Origin of the sequence: Flavobacterium endoglycinae, assembly GCF_017352115.1 — a bacterium.
GTDB lineage: Bacteria > Bacteroidota > Bacteroidia > Flavobacteriales > Flavobacteriaceae > Flavobacterium > Flavobacterium endoglycinae.
Genome location: NZ_CP071448.1, coordinates 902,587 through 920,299, shown reverse-complemented (window position 1 = coordinate 920,299; position 17,713 = coordinate 902,587). Strand labels below are relative to the sequence as shown.

The following is a 17,713-nucleotide window of genomic DNA, read 5'->3' as shown; positions in this document are numbered from 1 at the left end:
TTTCTTTGTTCTATTTTCTAAAAAGAAAAAGAAATGAGTTTACCTTTTTATATAGTTGATGTTTTTGCTGATAGAAAATATGCCGGAAATCAGTTGGCGGTTTTTTTAGATGCACAAAATTTAAGTTCAGAAGAAATGCAGCAGATGGCACGCGAAATCAATTTTGCAGAAAGCACATTTATAACCAAGCTGGACAGAGAAAACAACAAAGCCGAAATCAGAATATTTACACCTTCACAGGAAATGCAGTTTGCAGGTCATCCAATAATTGGAACTTCTTGGGTTATAATCAATAAAATTTTTGATAATCCGCCTGCAGAAATAAAACTGGAAGTGCCAATTGGACCAATTGCAGTTCATCAGTCCCAAGGTTTGATTTGGTTAAAAGCGGCTCAGCCAAAATTTTGGGATATCTTTTCAAAACAAGATATTACGACATTTAGTAATCTAACGGTCAGTGATTTTGAAAATCAATTTCCGGTTCAAGAAGTTACTACGGGAAGTGCGTTTGTAATGGTTGGATTAAGCAGTAAAAGAGCGCTTGAAAATTTGGTTTTAGACAAAGATAAAACGGATGATTGGTTGAAAAAGAATTGTAAAACAAACCACAGAGGATTGTATTTCTATTATTTAGAAGGTTCAAAAATCTTTAGCCGAATGCTTTGTGTCGAACACAACCAATTAGTTGAAGATGCAGCAACCGGAAGTGCCAGTACGTGTTTACAAGCCTTTTTATTAAAATATCATAAACCAGAAATAGAACTAACAAATTATCAGGGAGATTATATCAATCGTCCGTCTGAGATTTATTTCAAAGGAAAATTAACCAACGACCAATTTGATATACAAATAGGAGGAAAAGCCCAGTTTGTAGCCAAAGGAGATTGGGAAGCATACTAATTAGAGAATATAATCACGAAAAGAATTTAGATAGAATATAGAGAATAGAACAAAGAGTTTTGAGGAGAAGAAATTAAGGTATTGTAAATATCTTTTCTTTTTTTCTTTCCTCTATCCTCTAAAAATAAAGAAATATGAAATTAAACTGCCGAAATAAAATCATCATTTTACTTGTGTTATTTGTTGTTCAGCTTTCGTTTGCCCAAAAGAAAAATGAAAACATCGGAACTGAAACAGTAAACGTAGTAAAACCTTATTCGCCAACTATATCTGATGCGTTTAAAGTGAAAGAGATTCCTTCGCTTGACGATTCTGGAAATCAGCCGAAAGAAACGATCAAATATAGCATTTTATCCGTTCCTGTAGCCTCTACTTTTACGCCGTCAAAAGGGAATGCGCAAGCTGTCGATAAATCTAAAAAAGAAAGATTGTTCAATAATTATGCAACATTAGGAGTTGGTAATTACGGAACCTTAAATGGTGAATTATTCGTAACTCAAGATTTAGGAAACAACGATTATTTAGCTGGAATGTTTCGTCATCATTCTTCGCAAGGTGGTATCAAAGATGCAAAACTGAACGATGAATTTTATGATACAGCTTTAAACGTAGGTTACGGAGTTAACAATCGTGATGTGTCTTGGGGAATCGATTTAGGATATCAAAATCAGGTTTATAATTGGTATGGTTTACCATCGGATTTTGGAGCAACTTTGCCTCCTGCAGATCAAGTAGCTTTAGTTACAGGAATTAATCCGAATCATTCGTACAATACCATTTCATTAGGAGGAAATTTTGAATTTAATGAAAGTGTTTTCAGCAAAGTTTCAACCCGATTTACACATTTTTCAGATAGTTTTTCTTCTTCAGAAAATCGTTTTTATCTGAAACCGACTTTCAAAGTGGATGTAATGGATCAAGCGATTAATACCAATGTTATTATCGATCACGTAAGTGGTTCTTTCGAAAATAATTATGCAAGAGATAATGTTGAACCTTTAAAATACAGTTTAACCAATTTTGGTATTGAGCCAAGTTTTGTGGTTACTGAAAACGATTGGACATTAGAGCTAGGAGCAGGATTGTTTTATGCTTTGGATTCTGAAAACAGCGGAAACAAATTTTACATCTATCCAAAAGTAAATGCATCCTATAAATTAGTAGGTGATTTAATGATTTTCTATACAGGAGTAAATGGTAGTTTAAATCAAAACTCATACGCTGATTTTGTAACCGAAAATCCGTTTTTGTCTCCAACTCTAAACATGAGACCTAGCAGTACACAATACAATGTATTTGCGGGATTAAAAGGAAAATTAGCCAATAATGTAAGCTATAATTTGACAGGTTCTTATTTAAATGAAAAAGACAAAGCATTGTTTAAAAGCAATGATTATACAGAAGATTTATCGAACCAGAATTATGCTTTTGGAAACTCATTTGGAGTAGTGTATGAAGATATTAGAACGCTTCGTTTTTATGCAGAATTAAAAGCTGATTTTTCAGAAAATGTTTCTTTTGGAATCAACGGAACTTTTAACAGTTACAATACAGACGGCGCAGTTGAAGCATGGAATTTACCTTCAATGAAATTAAGTTCTAGTCTGGATGTGAACATTACAAAACAATGGTATGCAGGTTTAAAAGTTTTCTACGTAGGAGAACGTAAAGACATGCAGTCTAATTTAAATGCTGGTGTAGATCCAGTTTTGGTAACTTTAAAAAGCTATTTCGATGCCAATGCACATTTGGGATATAAATTCAATGATCGTTTGACTTTCTTCCTTAAATTAAACAATATTGGAAATCAGGCTTATGAAAGATGGCTGAACTATCCGGTTCAAGGATTCCAGGTTTTAGTAGGCGGAAACTACAAATTCGATTTTTAAATACTAAACTTTATAGGTATTAGGGCACGAAGTTTCTAAAACAGGAAGTGTCTTATTTAGCCATGGGTTCATGAATTTTTGGAGTAGATTCGTGAATTTGTGGCTATTTTTATGATGATTATACGATTATGGAAGTTCTAATTAGACAAGAAAATAAAAACGATTACGAAAGTGTATTTCGGTTAATAGAAAAAGCTTTTAAAGATCTAGAATACAGTGATCACAACGAACAGTTTTTGGTCGAAAGATTAAGAAAATCAGAAGGTTTTATTCCGCAGTTGTCTATTGTGGCAGAGGTTGGCGGACAGATTGTGGGACATATTTTATTTACAAAACTACAAATTGTAAACGAACTCAATGTTTTTGAATCGTTAGCATTGGCACCAGTTTCAGTTTTACCAGAGTTTCAAGGAAAAGAAATTGGCTCAAAACTTATTTTATACGGTCATGAACAAGCAGAAAGATTAGGATATGAATCTGTTGTTTTGCTTGGACATGAAGGTTATTATCCAAGATTTGGATATGAGCGTTGTGAAAAGTATAATATTAAAATGCCGTTTGATGTTCCAGCAGAAAATTGTATGGTGATTCCGCTTGTAAAAGACGGATTAAAAAAAGTATACGGTAAGGTTGTTTATCCTGATGTTTTCTTCCAATAAACCTTCGACAAACAAAAAAACTTTGCACCTTTGTACATTAGAACCTCAGTACCTTCAAAAAAATGACCTTTAAAGAAAAAATATATTCGCATTATACCCAAATGGTTCAAGATAGAATTGATGTTTTTAGAGATATGATTTCTAATTTAACCGAAGATTCTAAAAACGACGCCAAAGGTTCTGCCGGAGACAAACACGAAACAGCTTTGTCGATGATGCATATCGAACAGGAAAAACTCACTAATAAACTCAAAGAATCTATTGCTCAAATAGCAATCTTGGAAAAAATAGATCCGACAAAAACAACAGAAAATATAGTTTTAGGAAGTCTGGTAAAAGCAAACGGAATTTATTTATATGTAAGCGTAGCACTTCCTAAAATTACAATTGACGGAATTAACGTTATTGCACTTTCTCCGCAATCTCCTTTAGGAAATCATTTAATGGGGAATAAAGTTGGTTTTAAGTTTGAAATCAATAAAACGCATTATACAATTGAAAGTGTAGAGTAGTTTTTTTCTTCTTTGTCAACTTTGTCAAAGTTTTGTGCGTAAGCACCTGTGCACAATCTCGTCATTCTGAGGGACGAGGAATCGCATTAAAAATTCCGCTAGGAATGACCCAATATTGTAGCAACGGATTTTAATCCGTTGAATGAAGGACGTAGCATAAAGACCGCACAATATGTTTCGATCCTACGGATCTTTTTTACGGGACGTTTTTCACAACCGGATTAAAATCCGGCTTACAATGTTAAATCGAGCCGATGGCTCTTGTTGTTATGAGTAAGTCTTTTGTCATTGTATAAACTGCAATTCCAGAACAGCTTTCTTTCCTGTCTTTACGAATTTTTCATCTATATCCAAATAACTCAAAATTTATTTCAAAAAAATAGATTAAACTTTAAATTTTAAAGCAGTTCTGCCTCAGAAATTAAAATTTTCAAGTTTAGAGCATATTTTTATATTAAAATTTTACATTTAGTATGTAAATTGAATATTTTGATTGCTAATTGTAATTGATATTGTTGAATGTGTTTTTCAATTGTAACTAATATTTCATCTTTGCCCTATCAAATTAAAATTTAAACTTAAAAATTAAAATATAGAATTATGTGTGGAATTGTATGTGCCTTTGACTTAAAACAAAAAGCAGAGACTTTAAGACCTCAAGTATTAGAAATGTCTAAAATCATTCGTCACCGTGGACCAGACTGGAGCGGAATTTACAGCAATGATAAAGCAATTCTTTCTCACGAGCGTTTGGCAATTGTAGATCCTGCTTCAGGAAAACAGCCTTTATTTACAGAAGATAAAAAACTGGTTTTGGCTGCAAACGGTGAAATTTACAACCACAGAGATTTGCGTAAACAATTTGAAGGAAAATATAACTTTCAAACTGAAAGTGACTGCGAAGTTATTTTGGCTTTATATAAAGAAAAAGGAGTAAATTTTGTTGATGAATTAAACGGAATCTTCGGTTTTGCAATTTATGATGTTGATAAAGACGAATATTTTGTTGCTCGTGACCATATGGGAATTATTCCATTGTATATTGGATGGGATCAAAATGGAACTTTCTATGTAGCTTCTGAGTTAAAAGCTCTTGAAGGATATTGTACAAAAATCGAGTTATTTCCTCCAGGACACTATTTATCAAGCAAAGACGGAGAATTTGTACAATGGTATAAAAGAGACTGGACGGAGTATGATGCTGTAAAAGATAACGAAACTAGCATTCCAGAAATCAGAAAAGCGCTTGAAGCAGCAGTTCACAGACAATTAATGAGTGATGTTCCTTACGGAGTTTTACTTTCAGGAGGTTTAGATTCTTCTATTACTTCAGCTGTAGCTAAAAAATTCGCTCAAAAAAGAATTGAATCTGATGATACTACAGATGCTTGGTATCCGCAATTGCACTCTTTCTCAGTTGGTCTAGAAGGTTCTCCAGATTTAGCTGCCGCAAGAAAAGTAGCAGACCATATCGGAACAATCCACCACGAAATCAAATTTACAATCCAAGAAGGTTTAGATGCCGTTCGTGATGTAATTTACAACCTTGAAACGTATGACGTAACTACGGTTAGAGCTTCAACTCCAATGTGGTTAATGGCTAGAGTTATCAAATCTATGGGAATCAAAATGGTTCTTTCAGGAGAAGGAGCAGATGAGTTGTTTGGAGGATATTTATACTTCCACAAAGCACCAAACGCAAAAGAATTCCACGAAGAGAACGTTCGTAAATTAGGAAAACTTCACATGTACGACTGTTTACGTGCTAATAAAAGTTTAGCGGCTTGGGGAATTGAAGGTCGTGTACCATTTTTAGATAAAGAATTTATGGATGTTGCCATGCGCATCAATCCGCAAGATAAAATGATCAACAAAGAACACCCAATGGAAAAATGGGTGGTTCGTAAAGCTTTCGAAGATATGCTTCCAGAAAGTGTTGCTTGGAGACAAAAAGAGCAATTCTCTGATGGAGTAGGATACAGCTGGATTGATACTTTGAAGGAAGTAGTGGCGAGAGAAGTTTCAGACGAGCAGTTAGCAAACGCGAAATATAAATTCCCTTTACAAACACCAACTTCTAAAGAAGAATATTACTATCGTTCTATCTTCTCAGAGCATTTTCCAAGTGATGCGGCAGCCTTATGCGTACCACAGGAAGCAAGTGTAGCTTGTAGTACAAAAATTGCTTTAGAGTGGGATGAAGCTTTTAAAAACTTAAACGATCCTTCTGGAAGAGCAGTAGCAAGTGTTCACGACGATGCTTACGTAAAAGCATAAACAAAGTTAATTTTTAGAATTAGTATATATTTTCGCGGAAAACGTTCTCAGAATTGAGGACGTTTTTCTTGTCTTAAAATGTTAAATTCTAAAAATCAGCAGTTTGTGAATAAGTTTTCGGCAATTATTTAACTTTCTTTTGATATATTTACATTTATCGATTTACAGTTAAATCGCTGATATTTTAACATTAAAATGTAGGAAAGCAAAAAATAATATTTAGTTTTGCTTTTAGTTGAATTTTTTAATGATTTTTTAATGTTAGACTTGTTTCAATTCATTAAAAAGTAAAAATAAAATAGTATGTCTGGATTATTGGCCGTTATTGGTAAAGGAAAAGATCCGCAGCTTGTAAAAGAGCTTTCGGAAAGAATGTCACATCGAGGTCCCGATGAAAGTGATTTGCATATTATGGAAAATGGCAGTGTTTTATGCCATGAGAGTTTGTCTATTATCGATTTACAATCGGGCAAACAACCTATTCAAGGAACAAATAAAGCTTGGATGGTGCACGATGGAGAAATCTATAATTATCAAGAATTAAAAAATACAATTTTAAAAGAACACACATTCAGAACCAATTCTGATTCAGAAGTAATTGTACATCTGTATGAAGAATTTGGATATGATTTTTGTAATAAACTCGATGGTGATTTTGCTTTCGTAATTATCGATGGCGACAATTACATTGCCGGAAGAGATCCGATAGGAGTTAAACCTTTGTATTATGGTTTAGATGAAAGAGGAAGAATTTATTTTTCTTCAGAAATGAAATCTATAGCAGATCAATGCAAATCGTTTTCTACTTTTCCACCAGGTCATTACTACACAGGAAAAAGCGGTTTTGTAAAATATTATCATCCCGAATACGAAGATCATTTAAAAGCAGATCAGCCATTAGATTTTGAATTAATCCGCCAAAGTTTGATCGAAGCAACACGTAAACGCTTAATGAGTGAAGTTCCTGTAGGAGTAGTATTGTCAGGAGGTTTGGATACCTCATTAATTACATCTGTAGCTTCTAGAATTTTAAAAGAAAGTGGTAAAAAACTGCCTTCTTTTTCAATAGGTTTAGATGCCGATGCGCCTGATAATATTTTCGCGAGAAAAGCAGCCGAATTTTTAGGCACAGATCATCATGAAATACATTTTACTGTAAAAGAAGGAGTAGAAGCCTTAGAAAAAGTTATTTCTGCTATAGAAACCTACGATATCATTTCTGTTCGTTCAGGAGTACCAATGTACTTATTGTCTAAAGCAATCAGCGAAAAAGGAGTAAAAGTAATTCTGTCAGGAGAAGGCGCCGATGAGATTTTTGGAGGACATTTGTATTTTAGAAATGCGCCTTCAGCAGAAGAATTTCAAGATGAAACAATCGAAAGAGTCCAAAAACTGTTTACGGCAGATTTACTTCGTGTAGACAAAACGACAATGGCTCACGGAATCGAAGCTAGAACTCCGTTTTTGGATAAAGATTTTCTAGACGTTACCATTCGAATTAAAACTGAAGAAAAACAACCTAAAACATACGATGGAGTAGAAAAGTATATTTTAAGAAAAGCTTTTGATGTTCCTGAAAATCCATATTTACCTGCTGAGGTTTTGTGGAGACAAAAAGAACAATTTTCAGATGGAGTAGGATACAATTGGGTTGATGAATTAATTGAATACTGTTCTTCTCAGGTTACTGATGAACAGTTAGCAGGAGCTAGTGCAGAATTTCCATATAACACACCTACAACAAAAGAGGCGTATTTGTACCGTTCGATTTTTCATAAATATTATCCTCAAGTCAGCGCAGCACAAACGGTGCGTAAATGGATTCCGAAATGGCAGGAAAATCTTGACCCGAGCGGAAGAGCAAATGCGGCTCACTTAAATGGGAACTTTGAAACTGTAAAATCAGGAATCGCAGTCTAATAAAATACTTTCCAGTTTTAAATTGGAATCAAAACTAAATCCGAAACAATCATTTTTTAATGTAGTTTCGGATTTTCTTTTTTGTAATTATTTTATAGAATTCGCCATATTGTTGAGATAATTGTGAGTTTCTGTGAAAAACATTAAACTTATGTTTGTTTTAAGTATTAAAAGTTAGTTAATAAAAATTAAACGTGTTTAGGAAAAATACTATATTTGATTACCCATGAACAATTACTAAATAATTAAACAAAATCTATGAAAAAGCTTTTATTAAGTGGAGTTTTATGCTGCTCATTACTTTCATTGAGCTCAGTTTATGCCCAAAAAAAATCCGAAACACCAAAGTATATCACAAATGTTGAAGGTGTTAAAGAATATTCTTTAAATAATGGATTAAAAATTCTCTTGATTCCAGATGCTTCACAAAGTAATATGGTTGTCAATATTGTTTACAATGTAGGTTCTCGAAACGAAGGTTATGGAGAAAAAGGAATGGCTCATTTATTAGAACATATGCTTTTTAAAAGTACAAAAAATTTGGGTGATATTAAAAAGATGCTATCTGATAAAGGAGGAAATGCAAATGGGACCACTTGGTTAGATAGAACAAATTATTATGAAGTTTTTCCTTCAAACGATGAAAATTTAAAATGGAGTATCGAAATGGAAGCAGATAGGATGATTAATGCCACTATTCTGCAGACGGATCTTGATAAAGAATTTTCTGTGGTAAGAAATGAATTTGAAATAGGAGAAAATGACCCTGATAGAATTTTACAGGAAAGAATTGTTTCGGCAGCTTATCTTTGGCATAATTACGGACGAAGTACTATTGGAAGTAAAGAAGATATTGAAAGAGTAAAGGCGAATACACTTAGGACTTTTTACGAAAAATATTATCAGCCGGATAATGCTACTTTAATAATTGCGGGTAAGTTTGATGAGCAAAAAGCATTGCAGTATGCGGGGCAATATTTTGGAGCAATTCCAAAACCTAAAAGACTCTTAGATAAAACCTATACAATTGAGCCGGCTCAGGACGGAGAGAAATTCGTAGAACTTAAACGAGCAGGTGACAGTAAAAATATTGGAGCTCTCTATCATACCGTTTCTTATGCCGATAAAGATTATGCTGCTGTCGATGCATTAGGCGAAATTTTAACGGCAGATCCATCAGGATATTTGTATAAGTCAATGATAGAAACGCAAAAAGCTTCTAATATCTATTTCTGGCAGCCAACCACAAGAGATGCAAGTTATATTTATTTTGGAGTATCCGTTCCAAATGATAAAGATGTTAAAGCAGTTAATGAAACTTTTAGAGCCGAGCTAGATAAAATAGCAACCACCCAATATACCGATCAGGATGTAAGCCGTGCAAAAGCAAAACTTATAAAATCTATCGATGCCGAAAAAAATAATACCATTTCGTTTGCTATCAACTTAACAGAAATTATTGGCTCCGGTGATTACAGACTTGGTTTTTTATACAGAGACGCAGTTGAAAAATTAACTAAAGAAGATATTCAAAGAGTTGCTGAGAAATATTTCAGATCCAATAACAGAACTGTTGGTATATTCATTCCATCAAAAGATGAAGTGAGAGTAAAGCCTGCTGAATTTACTGATGAACAAATTGTAAGTTTAACTAAAGAATATAAAGGTAAAGCGGTTGAAAAAGAAGCAGCGCCATTTGAAGCATCAATAAAAAATCTAAAACAAAATCTTGTTGAAGGAAAACTAACAAACGGGGCGAAATACGGCTTAATTAAAAAAGAAATTAAAGGCGGTAAAGTTCAAGCAAGTTTTAAATTCCCAGTTAGTAATGAAAAAGAATTAGCTGGTAAAACAGATACAGGAGGTATTCTGGCTCAGTTATTAAAAACAGGAACTAAAACCAGAACCAAAGAACAAATTCAGGATCGATTGGATGAATTAAAATCAAGTATCAATTTTAATTTTTCAAGACAAACTTTGTCAATCAATATTAGTACTTACAAAGAAAGTTTTAAAGAAGTTATGGGTATTTTGGGAGATTTATTAACGAATTCAACTTTCCCTCAAAATGAATTGACTAAAACAATCAACGAGTACAATACGTATTTAGAATCAAGTCTTAATGATCCGCAAGCTGTAGCATTTACAGAAATTGTAAGACAGACAACAAAATATCCAAAAGACAGCTTTTTTTACACACAGACTATACCAGAACAGATAGATGCTTTTAAAAAGGTAAAACAATCTGAAATTGTTGATTTCTATCAAAATATTTTAGGTGGAAATAATGGAGTCGGAAGTGTTGTTGGAGATCTAGATCCTAAATCTACAGCAGAAATTTTAGAAAATACATTTGGTAAATGGAACTCTAAGTCCAAATATGAAATTGCATTTCCAACGTATTTTGAAACTACAAAATTAGACAAAGAAATTATTACTCCAGACAAAGAAAATGCAGTTGCTGTAGGAAGAATTAGTTTTAAAATGGACAGAAAAAATCCGGATTATCCAGCATTTGTTATGGCCAATGAAATGTTGGGAAGCGGAGGTTTCTTAAGCGCTAGAATTCCTATGAGATTAAGAGAAAAAGAAGGAATCAGTTATGGAGCAGGTTCCTTTACAGATGTGCCAATTAACAATGATACAGCTTCATGGAGTTATTATGCATTTTTAAATCCAACGAAAAAGAATGCTGTTGAAGCCGCAGCAAAAGAAGAAATTGCAAAAGCAATAAAAGACGGATTTACAGCAGAAGAATTAAAAACCAATTTAAAAAGCTGGCAGAATGAAAGAAAAACCAGATTAGGCATAGACAATACTTTAATGGATTTAGTCAATACGAATCTGCAATACGGAGTGCCTTTGGAAGATTATGATGCTTTAGAAGAAAAAGTAAAAGCTTTAAAAGTGGAAGAAGTAAACGCTGTCCTGAAAAAATACCTTTCATTAGATAAAATGAGTTCAATTTATGCAGGTGATTTCAATAAAAAATAAGAAAGTAAAAGTCCAATTTTAAATTCTAAATTCGAATCAAAATAAAGGTTTGAATGTTTTAAAAAAACCGAAATGCATTTTTAAAATGTTATTTCGGTTTTTTTATTGATCTCAGAATTTGAAATTTTCAATCCGAGTTTTTGAAATTTAGTTTTAGATTTTTTAAAAAATGGAATTTAAAATTAGATTTTGAAATTATTTTTTGGTTTTTCAGACAATTGTGTTAATAACTTAAGCGCTTTAAGTCGGAATTTTATGGGTATATACCCCGCGTTTTTATATATTTGCGTGTTAGACAATAATTATATTTTTTAGAACAGATTATATGAGCGAAGAAATCAAGAAGAACAATTATTCAGCAGATAGTATTCAGGCATTAGAAGGAATGGAGCACGTAAGAATGCGTCCATCGATGTATATTGGAGATGTAGGTGTTCGAGGGCTACACCATTTGGTTTACGAGGTTGTTGATAACTCTATTGATGAGGCAATGGGAGGACATTGTGATGCCATCAGCGTTACAATAAATAAAGACGGTTCTGTTACAGTTGAAGATAACGGACGTGGTATCCCAGTTGATTTACATAAAAAAGAAGGCGTTTCTGCACTTGAAGTTGTAATGACTAAAATTGGTGCCGGAGGTAAATTCGATAAAGATTCATATAAAGTATCGGGAGGTCTTCATGGGGTTGGGGTTTCGGTTGTAAATGCACTTTCTGTACACATGAAATCTACCGTTTTCAGAGAAGGAAAGATTTACGAGCAGGAATATGAAAGAGGAAAATCATTATACCCAGTTAAACAAATTGGAGAAACTGATAAAAGAGGTACACGCCAGACTTTCTTTCCAGATGACACGATTTTCCAGCAAACTATAGAATTCTCATATGATACTTTGTCAGCTCGTATGCGTGAGCTTTCATTTTTGAATAAAGGAATCACTATTACATTTACAGACCAGAGAGAAGTAGATGAAAAAGGCGAATTCAGAAGTGAAGTATTCCATTCTGATGAAGGTCTTAAAGAATATATCCGTTACTTAGACGGAAACCGTGAGCCAATTATTGGGCATGTTATCAGTATGGATCACGAAAAAGGAGAAATTCCGGTTGAAGTTGCCTTAATTTATAACACAAGTTATACCGAAAATATCTTCTCGTATGTAAACAATATTAATACACACGAAGGAGGAACACATTTGCAAGGTTTTAGAAGTGGTTTAACAAGAACCCTTAAAAAATATGCCGATGCTTCTGGGATGCTTGATAAATTAAAATTCGAAATTTCTGGAGATGATTTCCGTGAGGGATTAACAGCTATTATTTCTGTAAAAGTTGCTGAACCTCAATTCGAAGGACAAACAAAAACCAAACTAGGAAATAGAGAGGTAGTTTCTCCAGTTTCTCAAGCAGTTGGAGAAATGCTTGAAAACTATTTGGAAGAAAATCCAAATGATGCCAGAACAATTATCCAAAAAGTAATTTTAGCAGCTCAAGCACGTCACGCAGCGAAAAAAGCACGTGAAATGGTACAGCGTAAAACCGTTATGGGCGGTGGCGGATTACCTGGAAAATTATCAGATTGCTCTGAGCAGGATCCAGCAAGATGTGAGGTTTACCTTGTCGAGGGAGACTCGGCAGGTGGAACTGCAAAACAAGGACGTGATCGTAACTTCCAAGCCATTCTTCCATTACGTGGTAAGATTTTGAATGTTGAAAAAGCGATGCATCATAAAGTATTCGAAAACGAAGAAATACGTAACATCTTTACCGCTTTAGGAGTAACTGTAGGTACAGCAGAAGACAGTAAAGCGCTTAATATTGAAAAACTAAGATATCATAAGGTAATCATCATGTGTGATGCCGATGTCGATGGTAGTCACATCTCTACCTTAATATTAACATTCTTCTTCCGTTTCATGAAAGAACTTATCGAAGAAGGCCACGTTTATATCGCTGCACCTCCTTTGTACTTAGTTAAAAAAGGAAATAAAAAAGAATATGCATGGAACGATCTTCAGCGTGATCAGGCAAACGAAAGAATGGGAGGAAGCGCCAACATTCAGCGTTATAAAGGTCTTGGAGAGATGAACGCAGAGCAGTTATGGGAAACTACAATGGATCCAAACTTCAGAACGCTTCGTCAGGTAACAATCGAAAGTCTTGCAGAAGCAGATCGTGTTTTCTCTATGTTAATGGGTGACGAAGTACCGCCTCGTAGAGAGTTTATCGAGAAAAATGCAGTTTATGCAAATATTGACGCATAAAATAAAAAATTAATAATTTCAATTCGTTTAATTGTTTAAATTTACTAGACAATTAAACGAATTGTCTTTTTAAAGAATAGACAAATAATTAATAACCGATAAAGTAAAAAATATGAAAGTTACCATTGTAGGAGCAGGAAATGTTGGAGCTACATGTGCCGATGTTATTTCTTATAGAGGAATTGCAAGCGAAGTAGTATTGTTGGATATTAAAGAAGGTTTTGCCGAGGGGAAAGCATTGGATATTATGCAGTGTGCCACAAACACAGGCTTTAATACTAAAGTTTCCGGAGTTACCAACGATTATTCTAAAACTGCCGGAAGTGATGTGGTGGTTATTACATCAGGAATTCCAAGAAAACCAGGAATGACCAGAGAAGAATTAATAGGTATAAATGCAGGAATTGTAAAAACAGTTGCCGAAAATGTCCTAAAATATTCTCCTGATACTATAATTGTAGTAGTTTCCAACCCTATGGATACTATGACGTATTTAGCTTTAAAAGCAACTGGACTTCCAAAAAACAGAATTATAGGTATGGGAGGTGCATTAGACAGCTCTCGTTTTAGAACGTATCTTTCTCTTGCTTTAGATAAACCAGCAAATGATATTTCGGCAATGGTAATTGGAGGGCATGGCGATACAACGATGATTCCGTTAACTCGTCTGGCTTCTTATAACGGTATACCTGTAACCCAGTTTTTATCTGAAGAAGCGCTTCAAAAAGTCGCTGCCGATACCATGGTAGGAGGTGCAACCCTTACAGGTTTATTAGGAACATCAGCTTGGTATGCTCCTGGAGCATCTGTAGCGTACTTGGTAGACAGTATTTTAAACGATCAGAAGAAAATGATTGCCTGCTCTGTTTTTGTAGAAGGAGAGTACGGACAAAATGATATCTGTATTGGAGTACCTTGTATAATAGGTAAAAACGGAGTTGAAGAAATTGTTGATATTAAATTGAACGATCAGGAAAAGGCGTTATTTGCTAAAAGCGCAGATGCGGTTCGTAGCATGAATGACGCTCTAAAATCGATTTTAGTATAATAAAAACCGAAAAAAAAGAAAAAGGCTGCACTTTTGCAGTCTTTTTTTTGAGATTAATTAATAAATTAATTGGTTAATATTTTCGTTAATTATATATTTGCTCGGTTTAAAAAAAAATTGGTAATTCGTGATCTCGTTTTTTTGTTTTAAAAAATCATGTCAGGGCTTATTTTATCAGGAACTTAAAACAAAAACAAATAATAAAACTTAATTAATTTTTAGTAATAATGCAGAATAAAGGACTTATTAAATTTTTCGCAATTCTATTTGCATTGGTAAGTATTTACCAACTTTCGTTCACTTTTGTGGCAAATGGCGTCAAAAGTGAAGCTAAAGCTTTTGCAGGAGACAATCCTGATAAAGAGCTAAAATATTTAGATTCTATTGGTAAAGAAAAAGTATTAAACCTTGGTTTTACAGACTTCACTTATGATGAAGTTAAAAACAAACAACTTAATAAAGGTCTTGACTTAGAAGGAGGAATCAACGTAATTCTTCAAATTTCTATTAAAGATGTATTAAAAGGTTTAGCTAACAATTCTAAAAATCCAGTATTTAATAAATCGTTAGCAGATGCAAGTGCAAACTTAGAAGGAAATAAGACCTATTTAAATAAATTTTTCGAAGCTTTTGATGCAAACTCAAAAGGAAATGTGAAATTGGCATCACCAGATATTTTTGCAAACAGAAGTTTACAAGGAGATGGTGGTATCGATTTTCAAATGACTGATGCTCAAGCTCAAAAAGTTATCAAAAGAAAAGTTGACGAGTCTGTTGAAAGTGCTTTTAAAGTATTAAGAGAGCGTATCGACAAATTTGGTGTTACTCAGCCAAACATTCAGAAATTAGGAGAAACAGGAAGAATCTTAGTAGAGCTTCCAGGTGCTAAGGATGTAGATAGAATTAAAAAATTATTGGGAGGTAAAGCTCAATTAGAGTTTTGGGAAACTTTCAAAATTGAAGAAATTGGTAATTTCTTAGTGTCAGCTAACGAAGCTTTAAAGAAAACAGAAGTTAAAAAGACTGAAACTAAAACTGTTGCTAAAGATTCATTAAACGCATTATTAACAGATACTAAAGATTCTGTTGATACTAAAAAAGGAAACAATCCATTATTTGATAAAATGATCGTTCAAGGTGGCGGACCAGTTTTAGGTTATTTCGCTCCTAAAGATACAGCTGCTGTTAACGATTACTTTAAAAGACCAGAAATTAGAGTTTTATTAGGTGCTGACCAACACTATGCAAAATTTGTATGGAGTAAACCAACAACTATTAAAGATCCTAAATCAAAAGATCCCAAAAGCGCGAAAGATATCGAGGCTGTTGAATTATATGCTTTAAAAGGAAACAGAGATAACAGTCCTGCAATGAGCGGTGGTGTTGTTACTGATGCAAAAGATACTTTTGACCAAATGGGTAAACCTGCAGTTTCTATGCAGATGAACAGCCAAGGTGCTAAAATTTGGGAAGAATTAACAGGAAGAGCATTTGCTCAAAAAAGTTATATTGCTATTGTTTTAGATGATATCGTATATTCTGCTCCAGGTGTAACAAGCGGTCCTATTGCTGGAGGAAGATCTGAAATCACAGGTTCTTTTGATGTTGCTGAAACTAAAGATTTAGCTAACGTATTGAACGCAGGTAAATTACCAGCTTCTGCAGATATTATTCAGTCAACTGTTGTGGGTCCATCTTTAGGACAGGCAGCTATTGATGCAGGTACAATTTCTTCTGTATTAGGTTTCTTATTAGTTTGCGTTTGGATGGTATTCTATTATGGTAAAGCGGGTTGGTATGCAAACCTTGCTTTATTATTAAACTTACTATTCTTATTCGGAATTATGGCAAGTTTTGGTTTCGTATTAACATTACCTGGTATTGCTGGTATCGTTTTAACATTAGGTACTGCGGTAGATGCGAACATTATTATATACGAAAGAGCGAAAGAGGAATTACGTGAAGGTAAATCATTGTCTGAAGCAGTTCAAGCTTCTTACGGATGGCACGGTGCAATGCGTTCTATCATCGATGCAAACGTTACTCACGTTTTAACTGGAGCAATCTTATTCATCTTCGGAACAGGACCTATTAAAGGTTTCGCATTAACATTATTAATTGGTATCGTAACTTCATTGTTTACATCAATCTTTATTGCGAGAATCTTTATTGATAGAAATATTGCAGGAAAAGCAGATTTGACTTTCTCTACAAACATTACTAAAAACTGGTTTACAAACTTCCACTTTGATTTCATTAAAATCAAAAAATTCACTTATATCTTCTCTTCTATTGTAACAGTAGTAAGTTTAGTTTCTATCTTCTTCGTTAATGGTTTAGATGAAGGTGTTGATTTTGTTGGAGGAAGAACTTTCCAAGTTAAATTCGAAAAACCAGTTGATGCTACTGCAGTTTCAGATGAGTTATCTACTGCTTTCGGTACTCCGGTTGAAGCTAAAATTTTGGGTGATGACGATCAATTGAAAATCACAACTAAATATAAAATTAAAGAAGACGGTGTAGCTATCGATGAAGAAGTAAACCAAAAATTATATGCTGGATTACAGAAATATTTTCCAAATACTACTTACGATAAATTCATCAACTCTTTTGATGGTAAAAAAGTTGGAGTTTTACAGGCTTCTAAAGTTGGAGCTTCTATTTCTGAAGATATCAAAACTAACTCTTACTGGGCAGTTCTTGGTGCAATGGCAGTTATTTTCTTATACTTAATGGTATCTTTCCGTAAATGGCAGTATTCATTAGGTGCGATTGCAGCGGTTGCTCACGACGTTATCTTCGTATTAGGTATTTACTCATTATGTTACAAATTCATGCCTTTCCACATGGAAATGGATCAGCACTTTATCGCTGCGATTCTTACGGTAATTGGTTACTCTATGAACGATACGGTAATTGTATTTGACAGGGTAAGAGAGTTTATCATCGGAAACCGTAAAGGTAGCTTTGAAGATATCGTAAACGCGTCTATTAATACTACATTATCTAGAACCTTGAATACTTCATTAATGATGATTATCGTATTATTAACGATGTTTATCTTTGGTGGTGAGTCAATTAGAGGATTTATCTTCGCTATGTTAATTGGTATTATTGTAGGTACTTACTCTTCATTATTTATTGCAACTCCAGTATTGGTTGATACAATCTCTGCTGATGAGAAACATACAATCGAAGACAAACACAATAAAGCATAATTAACTGCTTACATTATAGTAAAAGATCCG

General features: G+C 33.8%; 10 protein-coding genes. All 10 read left to right on the top strand.

All coding sequences use genetic code 11. From position 1 onward, the window contains the following. The first annotated feature begins 33 nt into the window (after positions 1 to 33). The 10 genes from J0383_RS04020 (at position 34) to secDF (ending at position 17,683) form a co-directional block, all read left to right on the top strand. Positions 34 to 900 (top strand): PhzF family phenazine biosynthesis protein, encoded by an 867-nt coding sequence (locus J0383_RS04020; protein ID WP_207297164.1) that lies wholly within the window; start codon positions 34 to 36, stop codon positions 898 to 900. A gap of 134 nt (positions 901 to 1,034) precedes the next feature. Beyond that, positions 1,035 to 2,789 carry a TonB-dependent receptor gene (locus J0383_RS04015; protein WP_207297163.1) on the top strand — a complete coding sequence of 585 codons (1,755 nt, stop codon included), beginning with the start codon at positions 1,035 to 1,037 and terminating at the stop codon, positions 2,787 to 2,789. Positions 2,790 to 2,917: 128 nt separating this feature from the next. Then, entirely contained in the window at positions 2,918 to 3,448 is a 531-nt protein-coding gene (locus J0383_RS04010; RefSeq protein WP_207297162.1) for a GNAT family N-acetyltransferase, read from the top strand. A gap of 62 nt (positions 3,449 to 3,510) precedes the next feature. Next, on the top strand, positions 3,511 to 3,960 hold the full coding sequence (locus J0383_RS04005) for a hypothetical protein (protein ID WP_207297161.1): 450 nt from the start codon (positions 3,511 to 3,513) through the stop codon (positions 3,958 to 3,960). Between the two features lie 600 nt (positions 3,961 to 4,560). Continuing rightward, complete coding sequence (gene asnB, locus J0383_RS04000; RefSeq protein ID WP_207297160.1) at positions 4,561 to 6,237, top strand: asparagine synthase B; 1,677 nt, start codon at positions 4,561 to 4,563, stop codon at positions 6,235 to 6,237. Positions 6,238 to 6,540: 303 nt separating this feature from the next. Continuing rightward, positions 6,541 to 8,157, top strand: a complete 1,617-nt coding sequence (asnB, locus tag J0383_RS03995; protein ID WP_207297159.1) for an asparagine synthase B — start codon at positions 6,541 to 6,543, stop codon at positions 8,155 to 8,157. A gap of 258 nt (positions 8,158 to 8,415) precedes the next feature. Next, positions 8,416 to 11,151 (top strand): M16 family metallopeptidase, encoded by a 2,736-nt coding sequence (locus tag J0383_RS03990; protein WP_207297158.1) that lies wholly within the window; start codon positions 8,416 to 8,418, stop codon positions 11,149 to 11,151. A gap of 325 nt (positions 11,152 to 11,476) precedes the next feature. Then, positions 11,477 to 13,417, top strand: a complete 1,941-nt coding sequence (gene gyrB / locus J0383_RS03985; RefSeq protein WP_207297157.1) for a DNA topoisomerase (ATP-hydrolyzing) subunit B — start codon at positions 11,477 to 11,479, stop codon at positions 13,415 to 13,417. Positions 13,418 to 13,529: 112 nt separating this feature from the next. Continuing rightward, positions 13,530 to 14,465, top strand: coding sequence for a malate dehydrogenase (mdh, locus tag J0383_RS03980; RefSeq protein WP_207297156.1), 936 nt, complete (start codon positions 13,530 to 13,532; stop codon positions 14,463 to 14,465). 227 nt (positions 14,466 to 14,692) lie between these two features. Further along, positions 14,693 to 17,683 carry a protein translocase subunit SecDF gene (gene secDF / locus J0383_RS03975; RefSeq protein ID WP_207297155.1) on the top strand — a complete coding sequence of 997 codons (2,991 nt, stop codon included), beginning with the start codon at positions 14,693 to 14,695 and terminating at the stop codon, positions 17,681 to 17,683. Positions 17,684 to 17,713 lie beyond the last annotated feature (30 nt).